Origin of the sequence: Streptomyces xylophagus, from assembly GCF_000716435.1 — a bacterium.
GTDB classification, from domain to species: domain Bacteria; phylum Actinomycetota; class Actinomycetes; order Streptomycetales; family Streptomycetaceae; genus Streptomyces; species Streptomyces xylophagus.
In genome coordinates, this window is sequence record NZ_JNWO01000033.1 from 62806 (window position 1) to 83911 (window position 21106).

Here is a 21106-nt window from a genome sequence, read left to right on the forward strand (position 1 = left end):
CGTCGCCATTCCCGGGGGGAAACATGGCCCGTGATCGCAAACCGTCCCGTCACCGCACCCGCCTCCTCACCGTCTCCGCGACCGCGCTCACCCTCGCCGGGGTCGCACTCGTCGAGATCCCGGCCTCGGCCGCGAGCCCCGCGAAGGGGCACGACGTCTCCTCGCACCAGAAGAACGTCGACTGGTCGAGCGCGAAGGCGAAGGGCGCCACGTTCGTCTACGTCAAGGCGACCGAGTCCACCACCTACCGAAGCCCCTACTTCGCCCAGCAGTACAACGGCGCCCGCGCGGCGGGCATCATCCGCGGCGCGTACCACTTCGCGCTGCCGGACAAGTCGTCGGGCGCGACCCAGGCCGCCTACTTCGTGGCGCACGGCGGCGGCTGGAAGGCGGACGGCTGGACGCTGCCACCGGCGCTCGACATCGAATACAACCCGTACGACAAGAAGCACGGCTGCTACGGCCTGAGCAAGGCCAAGATGGTGAGCTGGATCAAGGCCTTCAGCGCCGAGGTGAAGCGGGAGACCGGCCGCCGTCCGGTGATCTACACGACCGCCCACTGGTGGAACACCTGCACGGGCAGCAGCACCGCCCTGGCCTCGACACACGCGCTGTGGATCGCCCGCCACGAGTCGGCGGACGCGGGATCGCTGCCCGCCGGTTGGTCGTACTGGACCTTCTGGCAGTACGACAACAGCGGCAGCCTGCCGGGTGATCAGAATCTCTTCAACGGGACGACGAGCCAACTGAAGAAGTTCGCCCGGGGTTACTAGCCCGTACAGACACCACAGAGACCCCCTCAGTTCACTTTCCGTTCATCCAGGTTGCCTACGGTCAACGCGCCAATGACCTCGAACGATTGCCTGGGTAAATGGAAAACTTCTCGCTGATCCTCGCGATTGTGGTGGTCACCGCACTCGCGTTCGATTTCACGAACGGTTTCCACGACACCGCGAACGCGATGGCCACCACCATCTCGACCGGTGCGCTCAAGCCCAAGGTCGCGGTGGCCATGTCGGCCGCCCTCAACCTGGTGGGCGCTTTTCTCTCCGTGGAGGTCGCCAACACGATCTCCAAGGGGCTCGTCGACGAGAGCGGCATCCGTCCCGAGGTCATCTTCGCGGCGCTGGTCGGCGCGATCCTCTGGAACCTGGTGACCTGGCTCGTCGGCCTCCCGTCCAGTTCCTCGCACGCCCTGATGGGCGGCCTGATCGGCGCCACCATCGCCTCCGCCGGCACCGGCGCGGTCCACGGCGACGTCCTGGTCACCAAGGTGCTGCTGCCCGCCGTCGCCGCCCCGATCGTCGCGGGCATCGCGGCGATGCTGGCCACCCGCTTCTCGTACGCCCTGAGCCGCAACGCCGAGGGCAAGGCCGCCGACAAGGGCTTCCGCGTCGGCCAGATCGCCTCCGCCGGGCTGGTCTCGCTGGCCCACGGCACGAACGACGCGCAGAAGACGATGGGCATCATCACCCTCGCCCTGATCGCCGGCGGCTCCATCGCCCCCGACTCGGACCCGCCCACCTGGGTCATCCTCTCCGCGGGTCTTGCCATCGCGATGGGCACGTACATCGGCGGCTGGCGCATCATCCGCACCATGGGCAAGGGCCTGACCGACCTCCGGCCGCAGCAGGGTTTCGCCGCCCAGACCAGCGCCGCCGCGGTCATCCTGGCCTCCTCGCACATCGGCTTCTCCCTCTCCACCACGCACGCCGTCTCCGGCTCGGTGATGGGCGCGGGCCTGGGCCGCAAGGGCGGTGTCGTCCGCTGGTCGACCGCCACCCGGATGTTCGTCGCCTGGGGCCTGACGCTGCCGGCCGCCGCGCTGGTCGGCGCGCTCGCCGAGTCCGTGACCGACCTCGGCGACTGGGGCACCGCGCTGGTGGCCGTCTTCCTGGTCGCCTCCAGCACCGCGATCTGGCTGCTCTCCCGCCGTCAGGTGGTCGACGCCTCGAACGTCAACGAGGTCGAGGAGCCGCCCGGCGTGGTCACCACCGCGATCGCCGCCGTGACCCCGCCCCCGTCGGTAGCCCTCTCCGAGGGCCTCACGGCGACGATCCCCTCGCCGCCCACGGCCGTGAAGTCCGACCCGGCGACCCCGCCGGCCGCCGCCGTCTGATCCCGGGCCCCCGGTCAAGCAGGAACAAGAAGGAAGCAGCAGCATGCACATCGACTGGGCAGCCCTCGGCTCCGTCTTCGGCGTCAGCCTCGTGGCCACCGTGTCCCTGGTGGCCGTCTTCACCCTCGGTATCGTCGGCCTCTCCCGCCGCGAACGAGCCGTCGCCCAGGGCGACTCCGCGACGCTCGCCCTGACCGGCGCGTACGTCTGCTTCGCGGCCTGCGCGGCTGCGGTGGCGTACGGGATCTCTCTCATCGTGGCCTGACCGGCCGCCAGTCGGACCCACCGTGGGGTGCGGGACGGATCACCGTCCCGCACCCCACGCTTTCGTGACCCGCCGACGGCGGACGTGTGGGCATCAGCACACTCCTCCCCCGCAGGTCAACGGCAAGTTGACGCCCCTTCCAACACCGTGGTGGACTGCCGGAGCCATATACGGCGGCAGGAGAGGAAGCCGGTGCGAATCCGGCGCGGTCCCGCCACTGTCACCGGGGTAGGTAGCCCCGGGAGCCAGGAACTCTCACCGCCGGTCTCGTCGAACCAGGGCGTGGACACCCTGAGTGAGGACATGTCGCCATGCTCGGCTGCCGATTGAGCTCCCGTACCAGCGCAGTGCCCGACTCCGCGATCGGCTGAGCCGATGCGTGCCGATCGCGTCTTCGCGTACGGCGCCGCCGCCGGCCTTCTCGGCGACCACCTGCTCGGCGATCCCCGCCGCGGGCATCCGGTCGCCGCGTTCGGCCGCGCCGCCGGTGCCGTGGAACAGGTGCTGTGGCGCGACCACCGCGGGTGGGGCGCCCTGCACACCGCCGTGTGCGTGGGTGGCACCGTCGCCCTCGCCGCCGCGGCCACTACGGCCCTACGACCTTCCCGTACGGCCTCTGCCGCCCTCACCGCCGCCGCCACCTGGGCCGTCGTCGGCGGGACCTCTCTCGCCCGCGAGGCCGGGGTCATCGCGCGTGCGCTGGAGGCAGGGGACATCGAGGCTGCTCGGGCACGTCTCCCCCACCTCTGTGGGCGGGACCCCCAATCCCTCGACGCCGACGGGATCGCCCGGGCCGTCGTCGAGTCCGTCGCCGAGAACACGTCCGACGCGGTGGTGGGCGCCCTGGTGTGGGGCGGCATCGCGGGCGTCCCGGGTCTGCTCGGCTTCCGCGCCGTGAACACCCTCGACGCCATGGTCGGCCACAAGTCGGCCAAGTACCGCCGCTACGGCTGGGCTTCGGCCCGCCTCGACGACGTCGCCGGCTGGCCGGGCGCCCGCCTCACCGCCGCCCTCGCGACCGTCGCGGGCGGCGACCCACGCGGAGCGGTAAGCGCCTGGCGCACCGACGCCCGCAAGCACCCGAGCCCCAACGCCGGCCCCGTGGAGGCCTCCTTCGCGGGAGCCCTCGGCGTGCGACTGGGCGGAACGCTCTCCTACGGCGGCCGGGTCGAGCACCGGCCCGTGCTCAACGGCGACGGGCGCGCCGTCGCCGTACCGGACATCGCGCGTGCCGTACGCCTGTCCCGGCGCGTCGGCCTGCTCGCGCTCGGGGTCAGTGTCGCCGGGCGGCTCCTCGTGAAGGGACGCAACTCATGAGCGGCGGCGGGCTGTTGGTGGCCGGCACCACCTCTGACGCCGGGAAGAGTGTCGTCACCGCCGGGATCTGCCGGTGGCTGGTGCGGCAGGGCGTGAAGGTGGCGCCGTTCAAGGCGCAGAACATGTCCCTGAATTCATTCGTGACGCGCGAGGGTGCCGAGATCGGGCGGGCGCAGGCCATGCAGGCGCAGGCGTGCCGCATCGAGCCGACCGCGCTGATGAATCCCGTGCTGCTCAAGCCGGGAAGCGACCGGACCAGCCAAGTCGTCCTCATGGGCAAGCCCGTGGGCGAGATGAGTGCCCGTGGCTATCACGGTGGGCGGCAAGAAGCCCTGCTCGGGACCGTGTTGGACTGTCTCGCCGAGTTGCGGGGCACGTATGACGCGGTGATCTGTGAGGGGGCCGGCAGTCCCGCCGAGATCAATCTGCGGCGGACCGACATCGTGAACATGGGCATCGCGCGCAATGCCCAGTTGCCCGTGCTCGTGGTCGGGGACATCGACCGCGGGGGCGTCTTCGCCTCCTTCTTCGGGACCGTCGCGCTGCTCAGCCCCGAGGACCAGGCGTTCGTCGCCGGGTTCCTCGTCAACAAGTTCCGGGGCGATGTGTCGCTGCTGGAACCGGGGTTGGAGATGCTGCTCGGCCTCACCGGGCGGCGGACGTACGGCGTGCTGCCGTTCCAGCACGGGCTCGGGATCGACGAGGAGGACGGGCTGCGCATCTCTCTGCGCGGGACCGTCCGCGAGTCGAACACCGCGCCGCCGGTCGGCGAGGACGTGCTGCGGGTCGCCGTCTGCGCGATCCCGCTCATGTCCAACTTCACCGACGTGGACGCGCTGGCCGCCGAACCGGGCGTCGTGGTGCGGTTCGTGGACCGGCCCGAGGAACTGGCCGACGCCGATCTCGTCGTGATCCCCGGCACCCGGGGGACGGTGAAGGCGCTGGAGTGGCTGCGGGAGCGGGGACTTGCCGACGCCCTCGTACGCAGGGCCGCCGAGCAGCGGCCAACTCTCGGTATCTGCGGTGGCTTTCAGATCCTCGGCGAGCACATCGAGGACGAGGTCGAGAGCCGGCAGGGGGCGGTCGACGGGCTCGGAGTCCTGCCGCTGCGCGTGCGGTTCGCGCGCGAGAAGACCCTCACCCGGCCTGTCGGCGAAGCCCTCGGCGAGCCGGTCGAGGGATACGAGATCCATCACGGGGTCGCCCAACTCACCGGCGGCGAAGCCTTCTTGGACGGCTGCCGGGTCGGTCAGACCTGGGGTACCCACTGGCACGGATCGCTGGAGTCGGACGGGTTCCGGCGGGCGTTTCTGCGCGAGGTGGCGGCCGCCGCGGGCCGCCGGTTCGTGCCGGCCGCCGACACTTCGTTCGCCGCGCTGCGCGAGGAGCAGCTCGACCGGCTCGGCGACCTCATCGAACAGCACGCGGACACGGACGCGCTTTGGCGGCTCATCGAGTCCGGCGCGCCGCAAGGACTGCCTTTCATTCCACCGGGAGCGCCCGCATGAGCACAGTGTTGTTGTTGTCGACCGCCGACACGGATCTGCTGGCGGCCCGGGCCTCCGGCGCCGGGTACCGGATCGGCAACCCGTCCCGCGTGGACGCCGGCGAGGAGCTGCCGACCCTCATCGCGGACTCGGACATCGCCGTCGTACGACTGCTCGGCGGCAAGCGCGCCTGGGAGGACGGGCTCGCCGTACTCAAGGCTTCAGGCATCCCGACCGTGCTGCTGGGCGGGGAGAGCGTCCCGGACGCCGAGTTGATGGCCGAGTCGTCGGTACCGGCGGGTGTGGTCGCCGAGGCGCTCAGGTACCTCGTCGAGGGCGGGCCGGACAACCTCACCGAACTCGCCCGCTTCCTCTCCGACACCGTGCTGCTCACCGGTGAGGGCTTCGAAGAGCCGCAGAAGATGGCCGAGTTCGGCGTCCACGGCGAGCGTGCCTTCGTCGAGGGGCGGCCGACGGTCGGCGTGCTCTTCTACCGAGCGCATCATCTCTCCGGCAACACCGCCTTCGTGGACACCTTGTGCGAGCAGATCGAGGCGAAGGGCGCCAACGCCCTTGCCGTGTACTGCGGTTCGCTGCGCGGTGCCGACTCCGGGCTGTACGAGATTCTCGGCACGTCCGATGCGCTGATCGCCACCGTCCTCGCGTCCGGCGGTACGCACGCCTCGCAGGCCTCGGCCGGCGGTGACGAGGAGGCGTGGGACATCGGGGCGCTCGCCGACCTCAACGTGCCTGTGCTGCAAGGACTTTGCCTTACGTCGTCCAGGGCGGCCTGGGACGCGTCCGACGCCGCCCTCTCCCCCATGGACGCGGCGATGCAGGTCGCGATCCCCGAGTTCGACGGGCGGCTGATCACGGTCCCGTTCTCCTTCAAGGAGCAGGGTCCGGACGACGTCCCGGTGTACGTCGCCGACCCCGAGCGGGCCGCGCGGGTCGCCGGAATCGCCGTACGGCACGCGAAGTTGAAGCACAAGCCGAACGCCGAGAAGAAGCTCGCGGTCGTCTTCACCGCCTATCCGACGAAGCACTCACGGGTCGGCAACGCGGTCGGCCTCGACACGCCCGCCTCGGCGATCCGGGTGCTGGACGCGTTGCGGGACGCCGGGTACGGGGTCGATGAACACCCGGACAACGGGGACGAGTTGATCCACCGGCTCATCAACGCCGGTGGGCACGACGTGGAGTGGCTGACGGAGGAGCAGTTGGCCGCCGCGCCCGCGCGGGTGCCGCTGGCCGACTACCGGGCGTGGTTCGACAAGCTCGAACCGGACCTCAGGCAGGGCATGTTGGAAGCGTGGGGCGAGCCGCCCGGCAACCTGTACGTCGACGGCGACGACATCGTGCTCGCGTCCCTGCAGTTCGGGAACGTCGTGGTCATGATCCAGCCGCCGCGCGGCTTCGGCGAGAACCCGATCGCGATCTACCACGACCCCGACATGCCGCCGTCGCACCACTACATGGCCGCGTACCGGTGGCTGGACAGCAGCTTCGGCGCCGACGCGATCATCCACATGGGCAAGCACGGCACCATGGAATGGCTGCCCGGCAAGGGACTTGGGCTCGGCAGCGGCTGCGCGCCCGACGCCGTCCTCGGTGAACTCCCCCTGATCTACCCGTTCATCGTGAACGACCCCGGCGAGGGCACCCAGGCCAAGCGGCGCGGGCACGCCACGGTCGTCGACCACCTGGTGCCGCCGATGGCGCGTGCCGACACGTACGGGGACCTGGCGAAGCTGGAGCAACTCCTCGACGAGTACGCCATGGTGTCCGACCTGGACCCGACGAAGGCACCGGCCGTGCGCGCGCAGATCTGGACGCTGGTGAAGGCGGCCGAACTGCACCACGACCTGCATGTGGACGACCAGCCGGACGACGCGGCGTTCGACGAGTTCGTGATGCACATCGACGGCTATCTGTGCGAGATCAAGGACGTGCAGATCCGCGACGGGCTGCACATCCTCGGCGGCGGACCGGTCGGCGAAGCACGCGTGAACCTCGTGCTCGCCGTGCTGCGCGCCTCGCAGGTGTGGGGTGGGCAGGCGAACGCGCTGCCGGGTCTGCGGGCCGCGCTGGCCGAGCACTTCGGGCTCAGCGAGAAGGAGTTGCTGGCCGAGCCGGGCGCTCCCGTGAAGGTGCCGGTGGAGCTGACGGAACTGGTCGAGGGACCGGCTCGTTCCGCCGCCGACGCGATCGATCTGCTGGAACAGCTGTGCCGCCGGTTCGCGGAGGGCATGGAGTCCCAGGAGTGGGAGGTCACCGCCGTCCCCGCGCTCGTCCGTGCCGTCATCGGCGCCGAACTCCCGGACGCCGTCGCGGTGTTGACGTTCGCGTGTGACGAGGTCGTGCCGCGGCTGGCCCGCACCACCGATGAGATCGACCACATCCTGCTCGCGCTCGACGGCGGTTACGTCCCGGCGGGTCCGTCGGGCTCCCCGACCCGTGGCCTGGTCAACGTCCTGCCGACCGGCCGGAACTTCTACTCGGTCGACCCCAAGGCCATTCCGTCCAGGCTGAGTTGGGAGGTCGGGCAGTCGCTGGCCGACTCGCTCGTGCAGCGGTACGTCCAGGACAACGGCGAGTTCCCCAAGTCCGTCGGCCTCACGGTCTGGGGTACGTCGGCGATGCGCACCCAGGGCGACGACATCGCGGAGATCCTCGCGTTGCTGGGCTGCCGTCCGGTCTGGGACGACGCCTCGCGCCGGGTGACCGGCTTCGAGGTCGTGCCCGTCACGGAGTTGGGCCGGCCGCGCATCGATGTCACGGTGCGGATCTCCGGCTTCTTCCGGGACGCGTTCCCGCACGTCGTCGGGCTGATCGACGACGCGGTACGGGCCGTGGCCGACCTGCCGGAACCCCCCGAGTCCAACTACGTCCGCGCGCACGCCGACGAGGACACCGCCGAGCACGGCGACCGGCGCCGGGCCACGGCCCGTATCTTCGGCTCCAAGCCGGGGGCGTACGGCGCGGGTCTGCTGCCGCTGATCGACGCGCGCAACTGGCGCAGCGACGCCGACCTCGCCGAGGTGTACGCGGTGTGGGGCGGGTACGCCTACGGGCGCGGGCTCGACGGGCGGGCGGCGCGCGGGGACATGGAGACGGCGTTCAAGCGAATTGCCGTAGCCGCCAAGAACGTTGACACCCGCGAACACGATCTCGTCGACGCGGACGACTACTTCCAGTACCACGGCGGCATGGTCGCCATGGTCCGCCACCTGACGGGTGCCTCCCCCGAGGCGTACGTGGGTGACTCCGCGACCCCGGACCAGGTGAAGACGCGCACGCTGGGCGAGGAGACGCACCGGGTCTTCCGGGCGCGTGTCGTCAACCCCCGCTGGATGGCGGCGATGCGGCGGCACGGCTACAAGGGCGCCTTCGAGATGGCAGCGACCGTCGACTACCTCTTCGGCTACGACGCGACGGCCGGCGTAGTCGACGACTGGATGTACGAGAAGCTCAGCGCGGAGTACGTCTTCGACCCGGAGAACCGGGACTTCATGAAGAAGTCCAACCCATGGGCGCTGCGCGGCATCACGGAACGGCTCCTCGAAGCCGCCGAGCGCGGTCTGTGGGCCGAGCCGGACGCGGACACGCTGGAACGACTGCGGGCCACCTACCTGGAGCTCGAAGGCGACCTGGAGGGCGACGACCAGTGACAACTCCCTTTCCGTTCACGGCCGTTGTCGGCCAGGACGACCTGCGGCTCGCGCTGCTGCTGAACGCCGTGTCGCCGGCGGTCGGCGGTGTGCTGGTACGCGGCGAGAAGGGCACCGCCAAGTCGACGGCCGTACGCGCCCTTTCGGCGCTGCTGCCCGAGGTCTCCGTCGTCCCCGGCTGCCGCTTCTCCTGCGACCCGGCCGCACCCGACCCGGCCTGCCCGGACGGGCCGCACGAGACCGGGCCCGGGGTCCAACGCCCCGCGCGCATGGTCGAGTTGCCGGTCGGCGCCTCCGAGGACCGGCTCGTCGGCGCCCTCGACATCGAGCGGGCGCTCGCAGAGGGCGTCAAGGCCTTCGAGCCGGGGCTGCTGGCCGACGCGCACCGGGGCATCCTGTACGTCGACGAGGTCAACCTCCTCCACGACCACCTGGTCGACCTGCTGCTGGACGCGGCGGCGATGGGCGCGTCGTACGTCGAACGCGAAGGCGTCTCCGTCAGGCACGCCGCCCGCTTCCTGCTTGTCGGCACCATGAACCCCGAAGAGGGCGAACTGCGACCGCAGTTGCTCGACCGGTTCGGCCTGACCGTCGAGGTCGCGGCCTCGCGGGAGCCCGATCAGCGGGTGGAGGTCGTGCGGCGCAGGCTCGCCTACGACGACGATCCGGCCGGTTTCACCGAGCGCTGGGCGGACGAGGAGTCCTCCGTACGGGCCCGGATCATCGCCGCGCGTGCGCTGTTGCCGTCCGTGCGGCTGGGCGACGGGGCGTTGCGGCAGATCGCGGCGACCTGTGCGGCCTTCGAGGTGGACGGCATGCGGGCCGACATCGTGATGGCCCGTACGGCGACCGCGTTGGCCGCGTGGGCCGGGCGGACCGATGTGCTCGCCGAGGACGTACGGCAGGCCGCGCTGCTCGCGTTGCCGCACCGGCGGCGGCGAAATCCCTTTGACGCGCCGGGACTTGACGAGAACAAGCTCGACGAGACGTTGGAGGAGTTCGCGGAGCAGGAGCAGACGCAGGAGCCCGAGGACGACGATCCGGGGCCGGACGGTCCCGACGGCCCGGGTGGTGGCGGCGGGCAATCACCCGACGACTCGGACGGCCCCGAGGGCGGTGACGCGGCCGCCCAACCCGAAGCCGGCGAGGGCGGTCAGCCGCAGGGTGCCGGGGAGCAGCAGCCCGTACGGGCCTCCGAGCCCTTCCGTGCCAAGGCGTTGAGTGTCCCGGGGATCGGCGAAGGTGCGGCCGGGCGGCGTTCGCGGGCGCGGACCGAGCACGGGCGGACCACCGGGTCCCGGCGGCCCCAAGGGGCGCTCACCAAGCTGCACTTGGCGGCGACCGTGCAGGCTGCGGCGCCGCATCAACTGGCGCGGGGGCGTTCCGGGCGTGGGCTGGTCGTGCGCCGGGACGATCTGCGGCAGGCGACGCGGGAGGGGCGTGAGGGCAACCTCGTGCTGTTCGTCGTGGACGCGTCGGGGTCGATGGCGGCGCGGCAGCGGATGAGTGCGGTGAAGGGGGCTGTGCTGTCGTTGCTGCTGGATGCCTATCAGCGGCGGGACAAGGTGGGGTTGGTGACTTTCCGGGGGGCGAGTGCTGATGTCGCCCTGCCTCCCACCTCGTCCGTGGACGCCGCCGCCGTACGGCTGGAGTCGTTGCCGACGGGTGGGCGGACGCCGCTTGCCGCCGGGCTGCTCAAGGCGCATGACGTGCTGCGGGTGGAGCGGTTGCGGGATCCGGCCCGGCGGGCATTGGTTGTCGTGGTGACCGATGGGCGGGCCACCGGTGGTCCCGAGCCGGTCGCGCTTGCCGGGCGGGCGGCGCGGTTGTTCGCCGCCGACGGGGTCGCTTCCGTGGTCGTGGACTGCGAGTCGGGGCCCGTACGGCTGGGGCTGGCCGGGCAGTTGGCCGGTGAGCTGGAGGGTACGGCGGTGACGCTGGACGAGTTGCGGGCCGACTCGATCGCCGGGCTGGTCAAGGACGTACAGAGGAGGGCCGCTTAATGCCGCAGGGGCAGCCGAGTGTCGTGCCGGATGACGGTCTGACGACCCGTCAGCGTCGTAATCGGCCACTTGTCGTTGTGCATACGGGAGTTGGGAAAGGCAAGTCGACCGCTGCTTTCGGGCTCGCGTTGCGTGCCTGGAATCAGGGGTGGCCGATCGGGGTGTTCCAGTTCGTCAAGTCGGCGAAGTGGAAGGTCGGGGAGGAGAACGCCCTTCGGGTGCTGGGTGCTTCCGGTGAGGGCGGGTCCGTCGACTGGCACAAGATGGGCGAGGGGTGGTCGTGGGTTCAGCGCGACTCCCAGATGGACAACGAGGAGAAGGCGCGGGAAGGGTGGGAGCAGGTCAAGCGGGATCTTGCTGCCGAGACGTATCAGCTGTACGTGCTCGACGAGTTCGCCTACCCGATGCACTGGGGGTGGGTCGATGTCGATGAGGTGGTCTCTGTGCTGCGGGAGCGGCCGGGGACGCAGCATGTCGTGATCACCGGGCGGAACGCGCCCGAGAAGCTCGTCGACTTCGCCGACCTCGTGACCGACATGTCCAAGGTCAAGCACCCTATGGACGCCGGTCAGAAGGGCCAGCGGGGTATCGAGTGGTGATGTCTTCTGTGCCTCGGCTGGTCATTGCCGCGCCCTCTTCGGGCAGCGGCAAGACCACCGTCGCCACGGGGCTGATGGCCGCGTTCGCCGCGCGGGGGCTCGCCGTGTCCCCGCACAAGGTCGGGCCGGACTACATCGACCCCGGGTATCACGCGCTCGCCACCGGGCGGGTGGGGCGGAACCTCGACGCGTATCTGTGCGGTCCGGAGTTGGTCGGCCCGCTGTTCGCGCACGGGGCGCGCGGGTGCGATCTCGCCGTCGTCGAGGGTGTGATGGGGATGTACGACGGGGCTGCGGGGGAAGGGGAGTTGGCGTCCACCGCGCATGTGGCGAAGTTGCTGCGGGCGCCGGTGGTGCTTGTCGTCGACGCGTCCTCGCAGTCTCGGTCCGTTGCCGCGTTGGTGCATGGCTTTGCTTCCTGGGATCCGGAGGTTCGGGTCGGGGGGGTGATTCTCAACAAGGTCGCGTCCGATCGGCATGAGGCGTTGTTGCGGGAGGCGTTGGAGTCGGCCGGGGTGCCTGTGCTGGGTGTGTTGCGGCGGGCTCCTCAGGTGGATACGCCTTCTCGGCATCTGGGGTTGGTGCCGGTTGCGGAACGGCAGTCGGCCGCGGTGGAGGCTGTTGCGGCGATGGGGGCGCAGGTGGACGCCGGGTGTGATCTGGAGGCGTTGCTTGCGCTGGCGCGGAGTGCTGGTGCGTTGTCGTGTGCGGCTTGGGATGCGGGTGAGGTCCTGGCTGCTTTTTCGCCCCCGCCGCCCCTACCCGTCCCATCCCTGGGGGCTGCGCCCCCAGACCCCCGCTTCGGCCCTGAAGGGGCCTCGTCCTCAAACTCCGGACGGGCTGAAAATGGTGGCCTGCGCTCACAAGTGACCGGACGGGCTGATTTTGCTGGCCTGCGCCCGGAAGCGAACGGACGGGCTGGCTACGCCCACCCCGACTCAAAAGTGACCGTTGCCGTCGCCGGTGGTCCCGCCTTCACCTTCTCCTACGCCGAACACACCGAACTCCTCACCGCCGCCGGTGCCGAAGTCGTCGTGTTCGACCCCCTCCGGGACGAGCAACTCCCGGACGGGACATGCGGGTTGGTAATAGGGGGCGGGTTTCCCGAGGTGTATGCCTCCGAGTTGTCCGCCAACGAGCCGCTCCGCAAGGCCGTCGGAGCCCTCGCAGAGAGTGGCGCTCCCGTCGCCGCCGAATGTGCCGGACTGCTGTATCTGTGCCGGGAGTTGGACGGGCTGCCGATGTGCGGGGTGCTGGATGCCACCGCGCGGATGAGTGAGCGGCTGACGTTGGGCTATCGGGATGCCGTCGCGCTGAGCGACAGTGTGCTGGCCGTGGCCGGGACGCGGATGCGTGGGCACGAGTTTCACCGGACCGTCGTCGAGCCCGGCTCGGGGGCGGCTCCCGCCTGGGGGGTTCGCGCCCCTGACCGGCGGGTCGAAGGTTTCGTACAACAGGGTGTGCACGCGAGTTATCTGCACACGCACTGGGCGGCCGAGCCCGGTGTGGCCCGTCGGTTCGTGGAGAGGTGCCGGACGTCATGAGCAGCAGCAGGTTGATCGGAGTCGGGGTGGGTCCCGGCGATCCGGAGCTGGTGACCGTCAAGGGCGTCAATGCTCTGCGGGCCGCCGATGTCGTGGTGGTACCTGTGATGGACACGGGTGAGCGGGGGCGCGCCGAAGCGACCGTTCTGCACTACGTGCCCGCGGAGAAGATCCTCCGGGTCGTCTTCGCGCTCAACGAGCGAACCGATCGGGCCCGGCGTGAAGCCGCCTGGGATGCCGCGGGGGCGAAGGTCGCCGAGCTGCTCGCCGCGCATCCCGTCGTCGCGTTCGCCACCATCGGGGACCCCAACGTCTACTCCACCTTCACCTATCTCGCCCTGACCATCGGGGAGTTGGTGCCGGGGGTCGTTGTGGAGACCGTGCCTGGTATCACCGCCATGCAGGATCTCGCCGCGCGCTCCGGGGCCGTACTCACGGAAGGGACCGAGCCGTTGACGCTCGTGCCGGTGACCGCCGGGGCCGCCGTGCTCAAGGACGCGTTGGCCGGGCCGGGGACGGTCGTGGCGTACAAGTTCGGGCGGCAGGCGGGAGAGGTCGCCGAGGCGTTGCGGGAGACCGGGCGGATCGAGGACGCGGTGTGGGGGTCGGCGCTCGGGCTGCCGGAGGAGTCGATCCGGCCGGCCGCCGAGCTGGACGGGGAGCCGTTGCCCTATCTGTCGACGCTCATCGCACCCGCGCGGCGCGAGGGCGGGCGGGGCGGGAAACTGTGACCGGTCGAAAATGGCGGAGATCAGGCCGCGAGGCCTACCACCAGCCAGATGAACGCCGCTCCCGCGACCGTGCACAGCAGCGTCGCGGGTGCGGGGTGTTCGTGGTGGGCCTCGGGGAGGATCTCGGCGGCGGCGAGGTAGAGGAGTACGCCGCCGAAGAAGCCGAGATAGCCGCCGAGCAGCGGGGCCGGGATGGTCAGGAACGCCGTCGAGGCGGCGCCGGCCACCGGGGCCGCCGCGTCCGCGACCAGCATCGCGATGGCCTTGCGGCGTGCGTTGCCGTACAGGCTCGTGATCGTGTACGTGTTGAAGCCGTCCGCGAAGTCGTGGGCGATGACCGCGAGCGCCACCGCCGTGCCCATGCCGCCGCCGACCTGGAAGGCGGCGCCGATCGCGACACCGTCCATGAAGCTGTGGCCGACCATCGCGGCCGCCGCCGTGAGGCCCACCTCGGGCGCCCGGCCGTTGTTCTCCTCCGCGCCGTGCGAGGCCTGGCGGGCGGCGAGCAGGCGTTCGACCAGATGGGCCACGAGGAAGCCGGCCACGAAGAGCAGCAGGGCGGCCGGTACGCCGAAGACCTCGCGGCCCGCCGCGCGCAGCGCCTCCGGCAGCAGGTCGAGGCCGACCACGCCCAGCATCAGGCCGCCGGCCAGGCCCAGGACGAGGTGACGGCGGTCGGTCACCCGCTGTGCCGTCCAACCGCCGGCCAGCGTCATCAGGAACGCGCCGAGCGCGACGAAGACCGCCATAGTCCCCTTGCTATCCGATCAACCCCTGTTCGCGCACATCCTGGACCACTCCACCCCCACGTGTACTGACGTTCCCGTTCTGTTTGTCCCGCTTGAGAGGATCCGACCCCATGGCCGCTGCCGATACCGCTGCCGCCCCCACCGGCAAGGTGACCTTCGTCGGTGCCGGCCCCGGCGCCGCCGATCTGCTGACGTTCCGTGCCGCGCGCGCCATCGCCGAGGCCGACGTCGTGATCTGGGCGGCCAGCCTGGTGCAGGCTGAAGTCCTCGACCACGCGCGCGAGGGCGCCGAGATCCTGGACTCGGCGACGATGTCCCTGGAGGACGTCGTCGCCGTGTACGAGCGGGCCCGCGGCGATGGGCTGCGCGTCGCCCGTATCCACTCCGGTGATCCCGCCCTGTGGGGCGGTACGCAGGAGCAGGTCGACCGGTGCGCCGCGATCGGCATCACGACCGAGATCGTCCCCGGGGTTTCCGCGTTCTCCGCCGTGGCCGCCCTCGCGCAGCGCGAGCTGACGATCCCCGAGGTCGCGCAGTCCGTCGTCCTCACCCGGCTCGGCGGCGGCAAGACGCCGATGCCTCCCGGGGAGGAGGTGCGGGAGTTCGCGCGCCACGGTACGACCATGGCGATCTTCCTGTCGGCCGCGCGCAGCGGGCAGTTGGTACGGGAGCTGCTGGAGGGCGGCTATCCGACAGAGACGCCCGTCGTCGTCGCCTACCAGGCGACCTGGCCCGAGGAACTGATCGTGAAGTGCACGATCGCCACGCTGGAGGAGACGGTCAAGGAGCACAAGCTCTGGAAGCACACCCTCTTCCTGGTCGGCCCGGCCCTCGACGCCCACGGCACCCGCTCGCACCTCTATCACCCGGGCCACTTCCACGGTTACCGCAAGGCCGACCCGGAGGCCCGCAGGGCTCTGCGCTCGCGGGGTGCGAGCACGTGATCACGGTCGTGGGGACGGGGACGGGGGTTCGCGTCGTGGACGACGTGCTCGCCGGTGCCCGGCTCGTCGTCGGCGGACAGCGGCATCTCGCCGCCGTCGCGGTCCCGGAGGACGCGGAGCAGATCGTCCTCGGTCCGCTCGCGCCCGCGCTCGACACCATCGAGGCCTACGTCGGGAAGGGCGAGCCGGTCGTCGTGCTGGCCTCCGGGGACCCCGGGTTCTTCGGGATCGTACGGGCGCTGGCGGAACGGTTCGGCAGCGACGCCCTCGACGTACGCCCCGGTGTCTCCTCCGTCGCCAACGCCTTCGCGCGACTCGGGCTGACCTGGGACGACGCGGTCGTCGTCAGCGCGCACGGACGCGATCTGCGTACGGCGGTCAACGTGTGCCGCGCGCATCCGAAGGTCGCCGTGCTGACCGGGCCGGGGGCCGGACCCGCCGAACTGGGCGCCGCGCTCACCCACCGGGCCGGCGGGCGCGTCCTCATCGTCGCGTCCGCGCTGGGCTCCGGGGCGGAACGGGTGGAACGGGTCACGCCCACCGAGGCCGCCGCCCGGGACTGGGGTACGGCGGTGAGCGTGGTGCTGTGTCTGGACGAGTCGCGGGTGCTCGGTGCCGTGCGGACGGTCGCCGGTGCTGCCGTCGGGCCCACCCAATGGGCGCTGGACGAACGGGAGTTCGCGCACCGGGACTCGATGATCACCAAATTCGAGGTACGGGCGCTGGCGCTGGCCCGGCTCGGTCCGCGGCTCGGCGAACTGATCTGGGACGTCGGCTCGGGCTCCGGGTCCGTGGCCGTCGAGTGTGCGCGGCTCGGCGCCGCCGTCACCGCCGTCGAGAAGACCCGGGACGGTGTCGAGCGGATCCGCGCCAACGCCGAGGCGCACGGGGTCGATGTGCACACCGTGCACGGGGCGGCGCCGACCGTGCTGTCCGACCTCGACGACCCCGACGCCGTGTTCATCGGCGGGGGCGGGCGCGAACTGCCCGCCATCGTCACCGCGTGCGCCCGGCGGGCCCGGCGGACCGTGGTCGTCGCGATGGCCGCGCTCGACCGGGTACCGGCGGTGCGCGAGGCGCTCGGCGGTGCCGGGCTCGCGGTCGACGGGGTGCTGTTGCAGTCGTCCCGGCTCGCGCCGCTGCCGGGGGACGTGACCCGGCTGGCGGCGACCAATCCCGTTTTTCTGCTGTGGGGCGTCCGGCCTCCGGCACCTGTTGAAGGAGTTGCTCAGTGATCGGCCTCATCTCCGCCACCGCGGCGGGAGCGACGGCGCGGGACCGGCTGGCCGCCGCGTGGCCGGACCGTACGCGCGTGTACGAGGGTCCCGTCGGGGACGCCGTCCGGGCCGCGTTCGCGGAGTGCGAGCAGCTCGTCTGTTTTCTGGCCACGGGAGCCGTAGTACGCCTGATCGCCCCGCTGTTGGGCGACAAGCGGACCGACCCGGGGGTCGTGTGCGTCGACGAGGGCGGACGGTTCGCCGTGTCGCTGGTCGGCGGACACGGCGGCGGGGCCAATGAACTCGCCGTGGAGGTGGGCGAGTTGCTCGCCGCGCAGCCGGTGGTGACCACGGCCACGGACGCGGTCGGTGTGCCCGGTCTCGACACGCTCGAGTTCCCCGTGGAAGGGGATGTCGCCGGCGTCTCGCGGGCCCTGCTCGACGGCGAACCGGTCGCCCTGGACGCCGAGTTGGCGTGGCCGTTGCCACCGCTGCGGGTGTCGGGGACGGGCGGTGCGTACGTCATCCGCGTCACCGACCGAGCCGTTGAGCCCGCGGAGCGGGAGGTCGTGCTCCGGCCGCCGTCCCTCGTCATCGGGGTCGGTGCGTCCAAGGGAGCGCCGGTGGACGAGGTGCTCGGGCTGGTCGAGGGCGCGGTGCGTGACGCGGGGCTGTCCCTCGCGTCCCTCGCCGAACTCGCCACCGTCGACGCCAAGTCGGACGAGCCCGGCATCGTCGAGGCGGCTCAGCGCCTGGGCGTGCCCCTGGTGACCTACTCCGCCGAGGAGTTGGCCGCCGTAGAGGTACCCAATCCGTCAGAGGCACCGCTCGCGGCCGTGGGCACACCGTCCGTAGCGGAGGCCGCCGCACTCGTGGGCGGCGGTGAACTCCTCGTCCCCAAGCGGAAGTCGGAGCGCGCCGACGGGCAGCCGGCGATGGCGACCTGTGCTGTCGTACGGCGGGTCGCGCGCGGGCGGCTCGCGGTGGTCGGGCTCGGGCCCGGCGCCCGGGATCTGCTCACCCCGCGTGCCAAGGCCGAACTCCGGCGCGCCGCCGTGCTGGTGGGGCTCGACCAGTACGTCGACCAGATCCGCGATCTGCTGCGGCCCGGGACACTGATCCTGGAGTCGGGACTCGGCGCCGAGGAGGAACGGGCCCGTACCGCCGTCACCGAGGCACGCAAGGGGCAGGCCGTCGCGCTGATCGGCAGCGGTGACGCCGGGGTGTACGCGATGGCCTCGCCCGCGCTCGCGGAGGCGTCGGACGACATCGACGTGGTCGGAGTGCCGGGCGTGACCGCCGCGTTGGCCGCCGCCGCGATTCTCGGGGCGCCCCTCGGCCACGACCATGTGTCGATCAGTCTCTCCGACCTGCACACTCCGTGGGAGGTCATCGAGCGCCGGGTGCGGGCCGCCGCCGAGGCGGACATCGTCGTGACGTTCTACAACCCGCGCAGCCGGGGCCGTGATTGGCAGCTCCCCAAGGCGCTCGCGATCCTCGCCGAGCACCGGGAGTCGACGACGCCGGTCGGTGTCGTACGGAACGCCTCGCGGCCGGACGAATCCAGCCGACTGACGACACTGGCCGCGCTCGACCCGGCGACGGTCGACATGATGACGGTGGTGACCGTGGGCAACACGGCGACCCGGGACATCGCGGGGCGCATGGTGACGCCGCGCGGGTACCGCTGGCAGGAGGTGGCCGAATGATCCCCGTGGACCGGGTGGTTCATCCGATCGAGGTGGAGTCGTACCGGCGGATGCGTGCCCGCCTGGACACCGCGCACCTCCCGCCGCTGAGCCGTGCGGTCGTCGAGCGGGTCGTGCACGCGGCGGCCGATCTGGAATACGCGACCGATCTCGTCCTGGACGAGGGCGAGTTGGCGAAGGCGCACAGCGCGCTGCACGCGGGGGCGCCGGTGGTCGTGGACGTGGCGATGGTCGCGGCCGGGATCACTCAGCTCCGGACCGTGTGCCGGTTGAAGGACGCCAAGTCGGGTCCCGGGCTGACGCGTTCGGCGCACGCGATCCGGCTCGCCTACGAGGAGGTCGGGCCCGGCGCCCTGTGGGTGATCGGCAACGCGCCCACCGCACTGGAGGAGTTGCTGACCCTGGACGCCTCCCCCGCACTTGTCATCGGACTGCCCGTCGGTTTCGTCGGCGCGGTCGAGTCCAAGGCCGCGTTGCGCGAGAGCGGGCTGCCCGCGGTGAGCAACGTGTCCGAGAAGGGCGGCTCGGCGGTGGCCGCGGCTGCGCTCAACGCCCTGCTGTATCACCCCATTTCGTCGTCTTCGTCTGCGTCGTCTTCGTCTTCTTCGTCTTCTTCATCGCCTTCATCATCCGAAGCACTGTCCGCATCACCGTCCGAGGAGAAATCGTGACCACCCCGCCGCCCGCCCTGCTCATCGCCGGACACGGCACCCGGGACGAGGCCGGAGCCGAGGCGTTCCGGGACTTCGTAAGGGAGTTGGGCCGCCGTCATCCCGAACTGCCCGTCGCGGGCGGGTTCATCGAGCTGTCGCCGCCGCCGCTGGGCGACGCGGTGACCGAGCTGGTGGAGCGCGGGGTGCGCCGGTTCGCCGCCGTACCGCTGATGCTGGTGTCCGCCGGGCACGCCAAGGGGGACATCCCGGCGGCGCTGGCCCGGGAGAAGGAGCGGCACGAGGGGATCTCGTACACGTACGGGCGTCCCCTGGGCCCGCACCCGTCGCTGCTGAAGGTGTTGGAGCGGCGGCTCGACGAGGCGCTCGGCGAGTCGGTGCGCACGCCCGCCGACCGGGCCGACGTGACCGTGCTGCTCGTGGGGCGCGGGTCGACCGACCCGGACGCCAACGCCGAGGTGCACAAGGCGGCGCGGCTGCTGTGGGAGGGGCGCGGATACGCGGGCGTGGAACCGGCGTTCGTGTCACTGGCGGCGCCGGACGTACCGAGCGGCCTGGACCGGTGCGTGAAGCTGGGCGCCCGGCGGATCGTCGTCCTGCCGTACTTCCTGTTCACCGGCATCCTGCCGGAGCGGGTACGGCACCAGACGGAGGGCTGGGCGGCGGCGCACCCGGAGATCGAGGTGCGGTCGGCCGACGTCATAGGCCCGGAGCCTGAGTTGCTGGACCTGGTGATGGAGCGGTACCGGGAGGCGGTCAAGGGTGATCTGCGGATGAACTGCGACTCGTGCGTGTACCGCATCGCGCTGCCCGGCTTCGAGGACAAGGTGGGGCAGCCGCAGCAGCCGCACTTCCACCCGGACGACGACGGCCACCACGACGGTCACCACCACGGGCATCACCATCACGGCGGGCACGCCCATGCACACTGACAGAGCCCACGACCACGGCCCCACGGACAGAGCCCACGATCTGCGCCATCACGGTGACGTCGAAGTCCGGGACGACGGCGCCCAGTTGATCGACCTCGCGGTGAACGTCCGCGCGGACACTCCCCCGGCGTGGCTGCGTGAGCGGATAGCCGGTTCGCTGGCCGGTCTCGCCGCCTACCCGGACGGGCGGGCCGCGCGGGCGGCGGTCGCGGCGCGGCACGGGCTGCCGGTGGGACGGGTCCTGCTGACGGCGGGTGCCGCCGAGGCCTTCGTGCTGCTCGCCCGCGCCCTGAAGGTCCGTCAACCGGTCGTCGTGCACCCGCAGTTCACGGAGCCGGAGGCGGCGTTGCGGGACGCGGGGCACTCGGTGGACCGGGTGCTGTTGCGGGAGGCGGACGGTTTCCGGCTGGATCCGGGGGCGGTGCCCGAGGACGCGGATCTGGTGGTGATCGGCAATCCGACGAACCCCACGTCCGTCCTGCACCCGGCTGCCGCGATCACTCAACTCGCCCGGCCTGGGCGGACGTTGGTGGTCGACGAGGCGTTCATGGATGCGGTGCCGGGTGAGCGCGAGGCCCTCGCGGAACGGACCGATGTCCCCGGACTGGTGGTGCTGCGCAGCCTCACCAAGACATGGGGTCTGGCGGGACTGCGGATCGGCTACGTCCTTGCCGCCCCCGAGACGATCTCGGAACTGGAGCGGGCCCAGCCGTTGTGGCCGGTGTCCACGCCCGCGCTCGCCGCGGCGGAGGCGTGTGTCGAGCCGCATGCCCTCGCCGAGGCCGCACATGCCGCGCACCGTGTTGCCGCCGACCGTGCCCATCTCGTCGCCGGGCTCACCGAGTTCGCCCCCGACGGGCTCCGTGTCATGGAACCCGCCGAGGGGCCCTTCGTTCTCGTCCGTGTCCCTAACGCGGTTGCCGTCCGGCGTCATCTGCGCGATCTGGGCTTCGCCGTTCGCCGGGGGGACACGTTTCCGGGGTTGGGTGGGGAGTGGCTGCGGTTGGCTGTGCGGGACCGGGCTACGGTGAACCGGTTTCTGCAGGCGTTGGATCAGGCGGTGACGTTGGCGGGGCGGTGAGGTTGGCTCCGCCCTCTTGCCCACCCGCCCGCCCGGCTCGGTGGGCTGAGAGGTCACCGTCCAAACC

17 protein-coding genes and 1 riboswitch are annotated in these 21106 nt (G+C 71.4%); of the genes, 16 read left to right on the forward strand and 1 reads right to left on the reverse strand.

The genetic code is table 11. The annotated features are described in order from the left end of the window. Positions 1–23 precede the first annotated feature (23 nt). The 10 genes from OO70_RS44185 (at position 24) to cobI (ending at position 13736) form a co-directional block, all read left to right on the forward strand. The gene (locus tag OO70_RS44185; RefSeq protein WP_043685176.1) at positions 24–773 is read left to right on the forward strand and encodes a lysozyme; all 750 of its coding nucleotides are present in this window, start codon (positions 24–26) and stop codon (positions 771–773) included. Between the two features lie 98 nt (positions 774–871). Further along, positions 872–2119, forward strand: coding sequence for an inorganic phosphate transporter (locus tag OO70_RS44190; RefSeq protein WP_043685179.1), 1248 nt, complete (start codon positions 872–874; stop codon positions 2117–2119). A 43-nt stretch (positions 2120–2162) separates the two neighbouring features. Then, entirely contained in the window at positions 2163–2384 is a 222-nt protein-coding gene (locus OO70_RS44195) for a hypothetical protein (protein WP_043685182.1), read from the forward strand. Positions 2385–2518: 134 nt separating this feature from the next. Further along, positions 2519–2658: riboswitch (cobalamin riboswitch) on the forward strand. 101 nt (positions 2659–2759) lie between these two features. Next, positions 2760–3701: a cobalamin biosynthesis protein gene (locus OO70_RS44200; RefSeq protein WP_043685185.1), complete on the forward strand. Its 942-nt coding sequence runs from the start codon at positions 2760–2762 to the stop codon at positions 3699–3701. Continuing rightward, positions 3698–5209 carry a cobyric acid synthase gene (locus tag OO70_RS44205; RefSeq protein ID WP_043685188.1) on the forward strand — a complete coding sequence of 504 codons (1512 nt, stop codon included), beginning with the start codon at positions 3698–3700 and terminating at the stop codon, positions 5207–5209. The genes OO70_RS44200 and OO70_RS44205 overlap by 4 nt, the downstream gene beginning before the upstream one ends. After that, a complete protein-coding gene (gene cobN, locus OO70_RS44210) occupies positions 5206–8859 on the forward strand; it encodes a cobaltochelatase subunit CobN (protein WP_043685190.1) in 3654 nt (1217 codons plus the stop codon). Before OO70_RS44205 ends, cobN begins: the two co-directional genes overlap by 4 nt. Further along, entirely contained in the window at positions 8856–10862 is a 2007-nt protein-coding gene (locus OO70_RS44215) for a putative cobaltochelatase (RefSeq protein WP_043685193.1), read from the forward strand. The genes cobN and OO70_RS44215 overlap by 4 nt, the downstream gene beginning before the upstream one ends. After that, complete coding sequence (gene cobO / locus OO70_RS44220; RefSeq protein WP_043685196.1) at positions 10862–11461, forward strand: cob(I)yrinic acid a,c-diamide adenosyltransferase; 600 nt, start codon at positions 10862–10864, stop codon at positions 11459–11461. Before OO70_RS44215 ends, cobO begins: the two co-directional genes overlap by 1 nt. Further along, entirely contained in the window at positions 11461–13005 is a 1545-nt protein-coding gene (locus OO70_RS44225) for a cobyrinate a,c-diamide synthase (protein WP_043685199.1), read from the forward strand. The genes cobO and OO70_RS44225 overlap by 1 nt, the downstream gene beginning before the upstream one ends. After that, positions 12990–13736 carry a precorrin-2 C(20)-methyltransferase gene (gene cobI / locus OO70_RS44230; protein ID WP_043685202.1) on the forward strand — a complete coding sequence of 249 codons (747 nt, stop codon included), beginning with the start codon at positions 12990–12992 and terminating at the stop codon, positions 13734–13736. Before OO70_RS44225 ends, cobI begins: the two co-directional genes overlap by 16 nt. Positions 13737–13756: 20 nt before the next feature. Here cobI and OO70_RS44235 read toward each other — a convergent pair whose 3' ends face one another. Next, positions 13757–14485, reverse strand: coding sequence for a ZIP family metal transporter (locus tag OO70_RS44235; RefSeq protein ID WP_043685205.1), 729 nt, complete (start codon positions 14483–14485; stop codon positions 13757–13759). A gap of 110 nt (positions 14486–14595) precedes the next feature. Between OO70_RS44235 and cobM the strand changes: the two genes are divergently transcribed. Genes cobM through cobC form a run of 6 tightly spaced genes read left to right on the forward strand, consistent with a single transcriptional unit; the run spans position 14596 to position 21039 of the window. Beyond that, positions 14596–15429, forward strand: a complete 834-nt coding sequence (cobM, locus tag OO70_RS44240; RefSeq protein WP_043685208.1) for a precorrin-4 C(11)-methyltransferase — start codon at positions 14596–14598, stop codon at positions 15427–15429. Continuing rightward, positions 15426–16664: a bifunctional cobalt-precorrin-7 (C(5))-methyltransferase/cobalt-precorrin-6B (C(15))-methyltransferase gene (locus OO70_RS44245; protein ID WP_043685211.1), complete on the forward strand. Its 1239-nt coding sequence runs from the start codon at positions 15426–15428 to the stop codon at positions 16662–16664. Before cobM ends, OO70_RS44245 begins: the two co-directional genes overlap by 4 nt. Further along, positions 16661–18355, forward strand: a complete 1695-nt coding sequence (cobJ, locus tag OO70_RS44250; protein ID WP_043685214.1) for a precorrin-3B C(17)-methyltransferase — start codon at positions 16661–16663, stop codon at positions 18353–18355. The genes OO70_RS44245 and cobJ overlap by 4 nt, the downstream gene beginning before the upstream one ends. Before the next feature lie 5 nt (positions 18356–18360). Continuing rightward, a complete protein-coding gene (locus tag OO70_RS44255; protein ID WP_063749782.1) occupies positions 18361–19026 on the forward strand; it encodes a precorrin-8X methylmutase in 666 nt (221 codons plus the stop codon). Then, complete coding sequence (locus OO70_RS44260) at positions 19023–19958, forward strand: sirohydrochlorin chelatase (protein ID WP_043685217.1); 936 nt, start codon at positions 19023–19025, stop codon at positions 19956–19958. Before OO70_RS44255 ends, OO70_RS44260 begins: the two co-directional genes overlap by 4 nt. Next, positions 19948–21039, forward strand: a complete 1092-nt coding sequence (cobC, locus tag OO70_RS44265; RefSeq protein ID WP_043685220.1) for an Rv2231c family pyridoxal phosphate-dependent protein CobC — start codon at positions 19948–19950, stop codon at positions 21037–21039. Before OO70_RS44260 ends, cobC begins: the two co-directional genes overlap by 11 nt. Positions 21040–21106: the final 67 nt, after the last annotated feature.

What these genes read in the sequence shown, in the direction of transcription:
- OO70_RS44185 (WP_043685176.1), top strand. Translation starts at nt 24, where the DNA reads ATGGCCCGTGATCGCAAACCGTCCCGTCACCGCACCCGCCTCCTCACC.
- OO70_RS44200 (WP_043685185.1), top strand. Translation starts at nt 2,760, where the DNA reads ATGCGTGCCGATCGCGTCTTCGCGTACGGCGCCGCCGCCGGCCTTCTC.
- cobO (WP_043685196.1), top strand. Translation starts at nt 10,862, where the DNA reads ATGCCGCAGGGGCAGCCGAGTGTCGTGCCGGATGACGGTCTGACGACC.
- OO70_RS44225 (WP_043685199.1), top strand. Translation starts at nt 11,461, where the DNA reads ATGTCTTCTGTGCCTCGGCTGGTCATTGCCGCGCCCTCTTCGGGCAGC.
- OO70_RS44205 (WP_043685188.1), top strand. Translation starts at nt 3,698, where the DNA reads ATGAGCGGCGGCGGGCTGTTGGTGGCCGGCACCACCTCTGACGCCGGG.
- OO70_RS44195 (WP_043685182.1), top strand. Translation starts at nt 2,163, where the DNA reads ATGCACATCGACTGGGCAGCCCTCGGCTCCGTCTTCGGCGTCAGCCTC.
- cobN (WP_043685190.1), top strand. Translation starts at nt 5,206, where the DNA reads ATGAGCACAGTGTTGTTGTTGTCGACCGCCGACACGGATCTGCTGGCG.
- OO70_RS44190 (WP_043685179.1), top strand. Translation starts at nt 872, where the DNA reads ATGGAAAACTTCTCGCTGATCCTCGCGATTGTGGTGGTCACCGCACTC.
- OO70_RS44235 (WP_043685205.1), bottom strand. Translation starts at nt 14,485, where the DNA reads ATGGCGGTCTTCGTCGCGCTCGGCGCGTTCCTGATGACGCTGGCCGGC.
- cobM (WP_043685208.1), top strand. Translation starts at nt 14,596, where the DNA reads ATGGCCGCTGCCGATACCGCTGCCGCCCCCACCGGCAAGGTGACCTTC.
- cobC (WP_043685220.1), top strand. Translation starts at nt 19,948, where the DNA reads ATGCACACTGACAGAGCCCACGACCACGGCCCCACGGACAGAGCCCAC.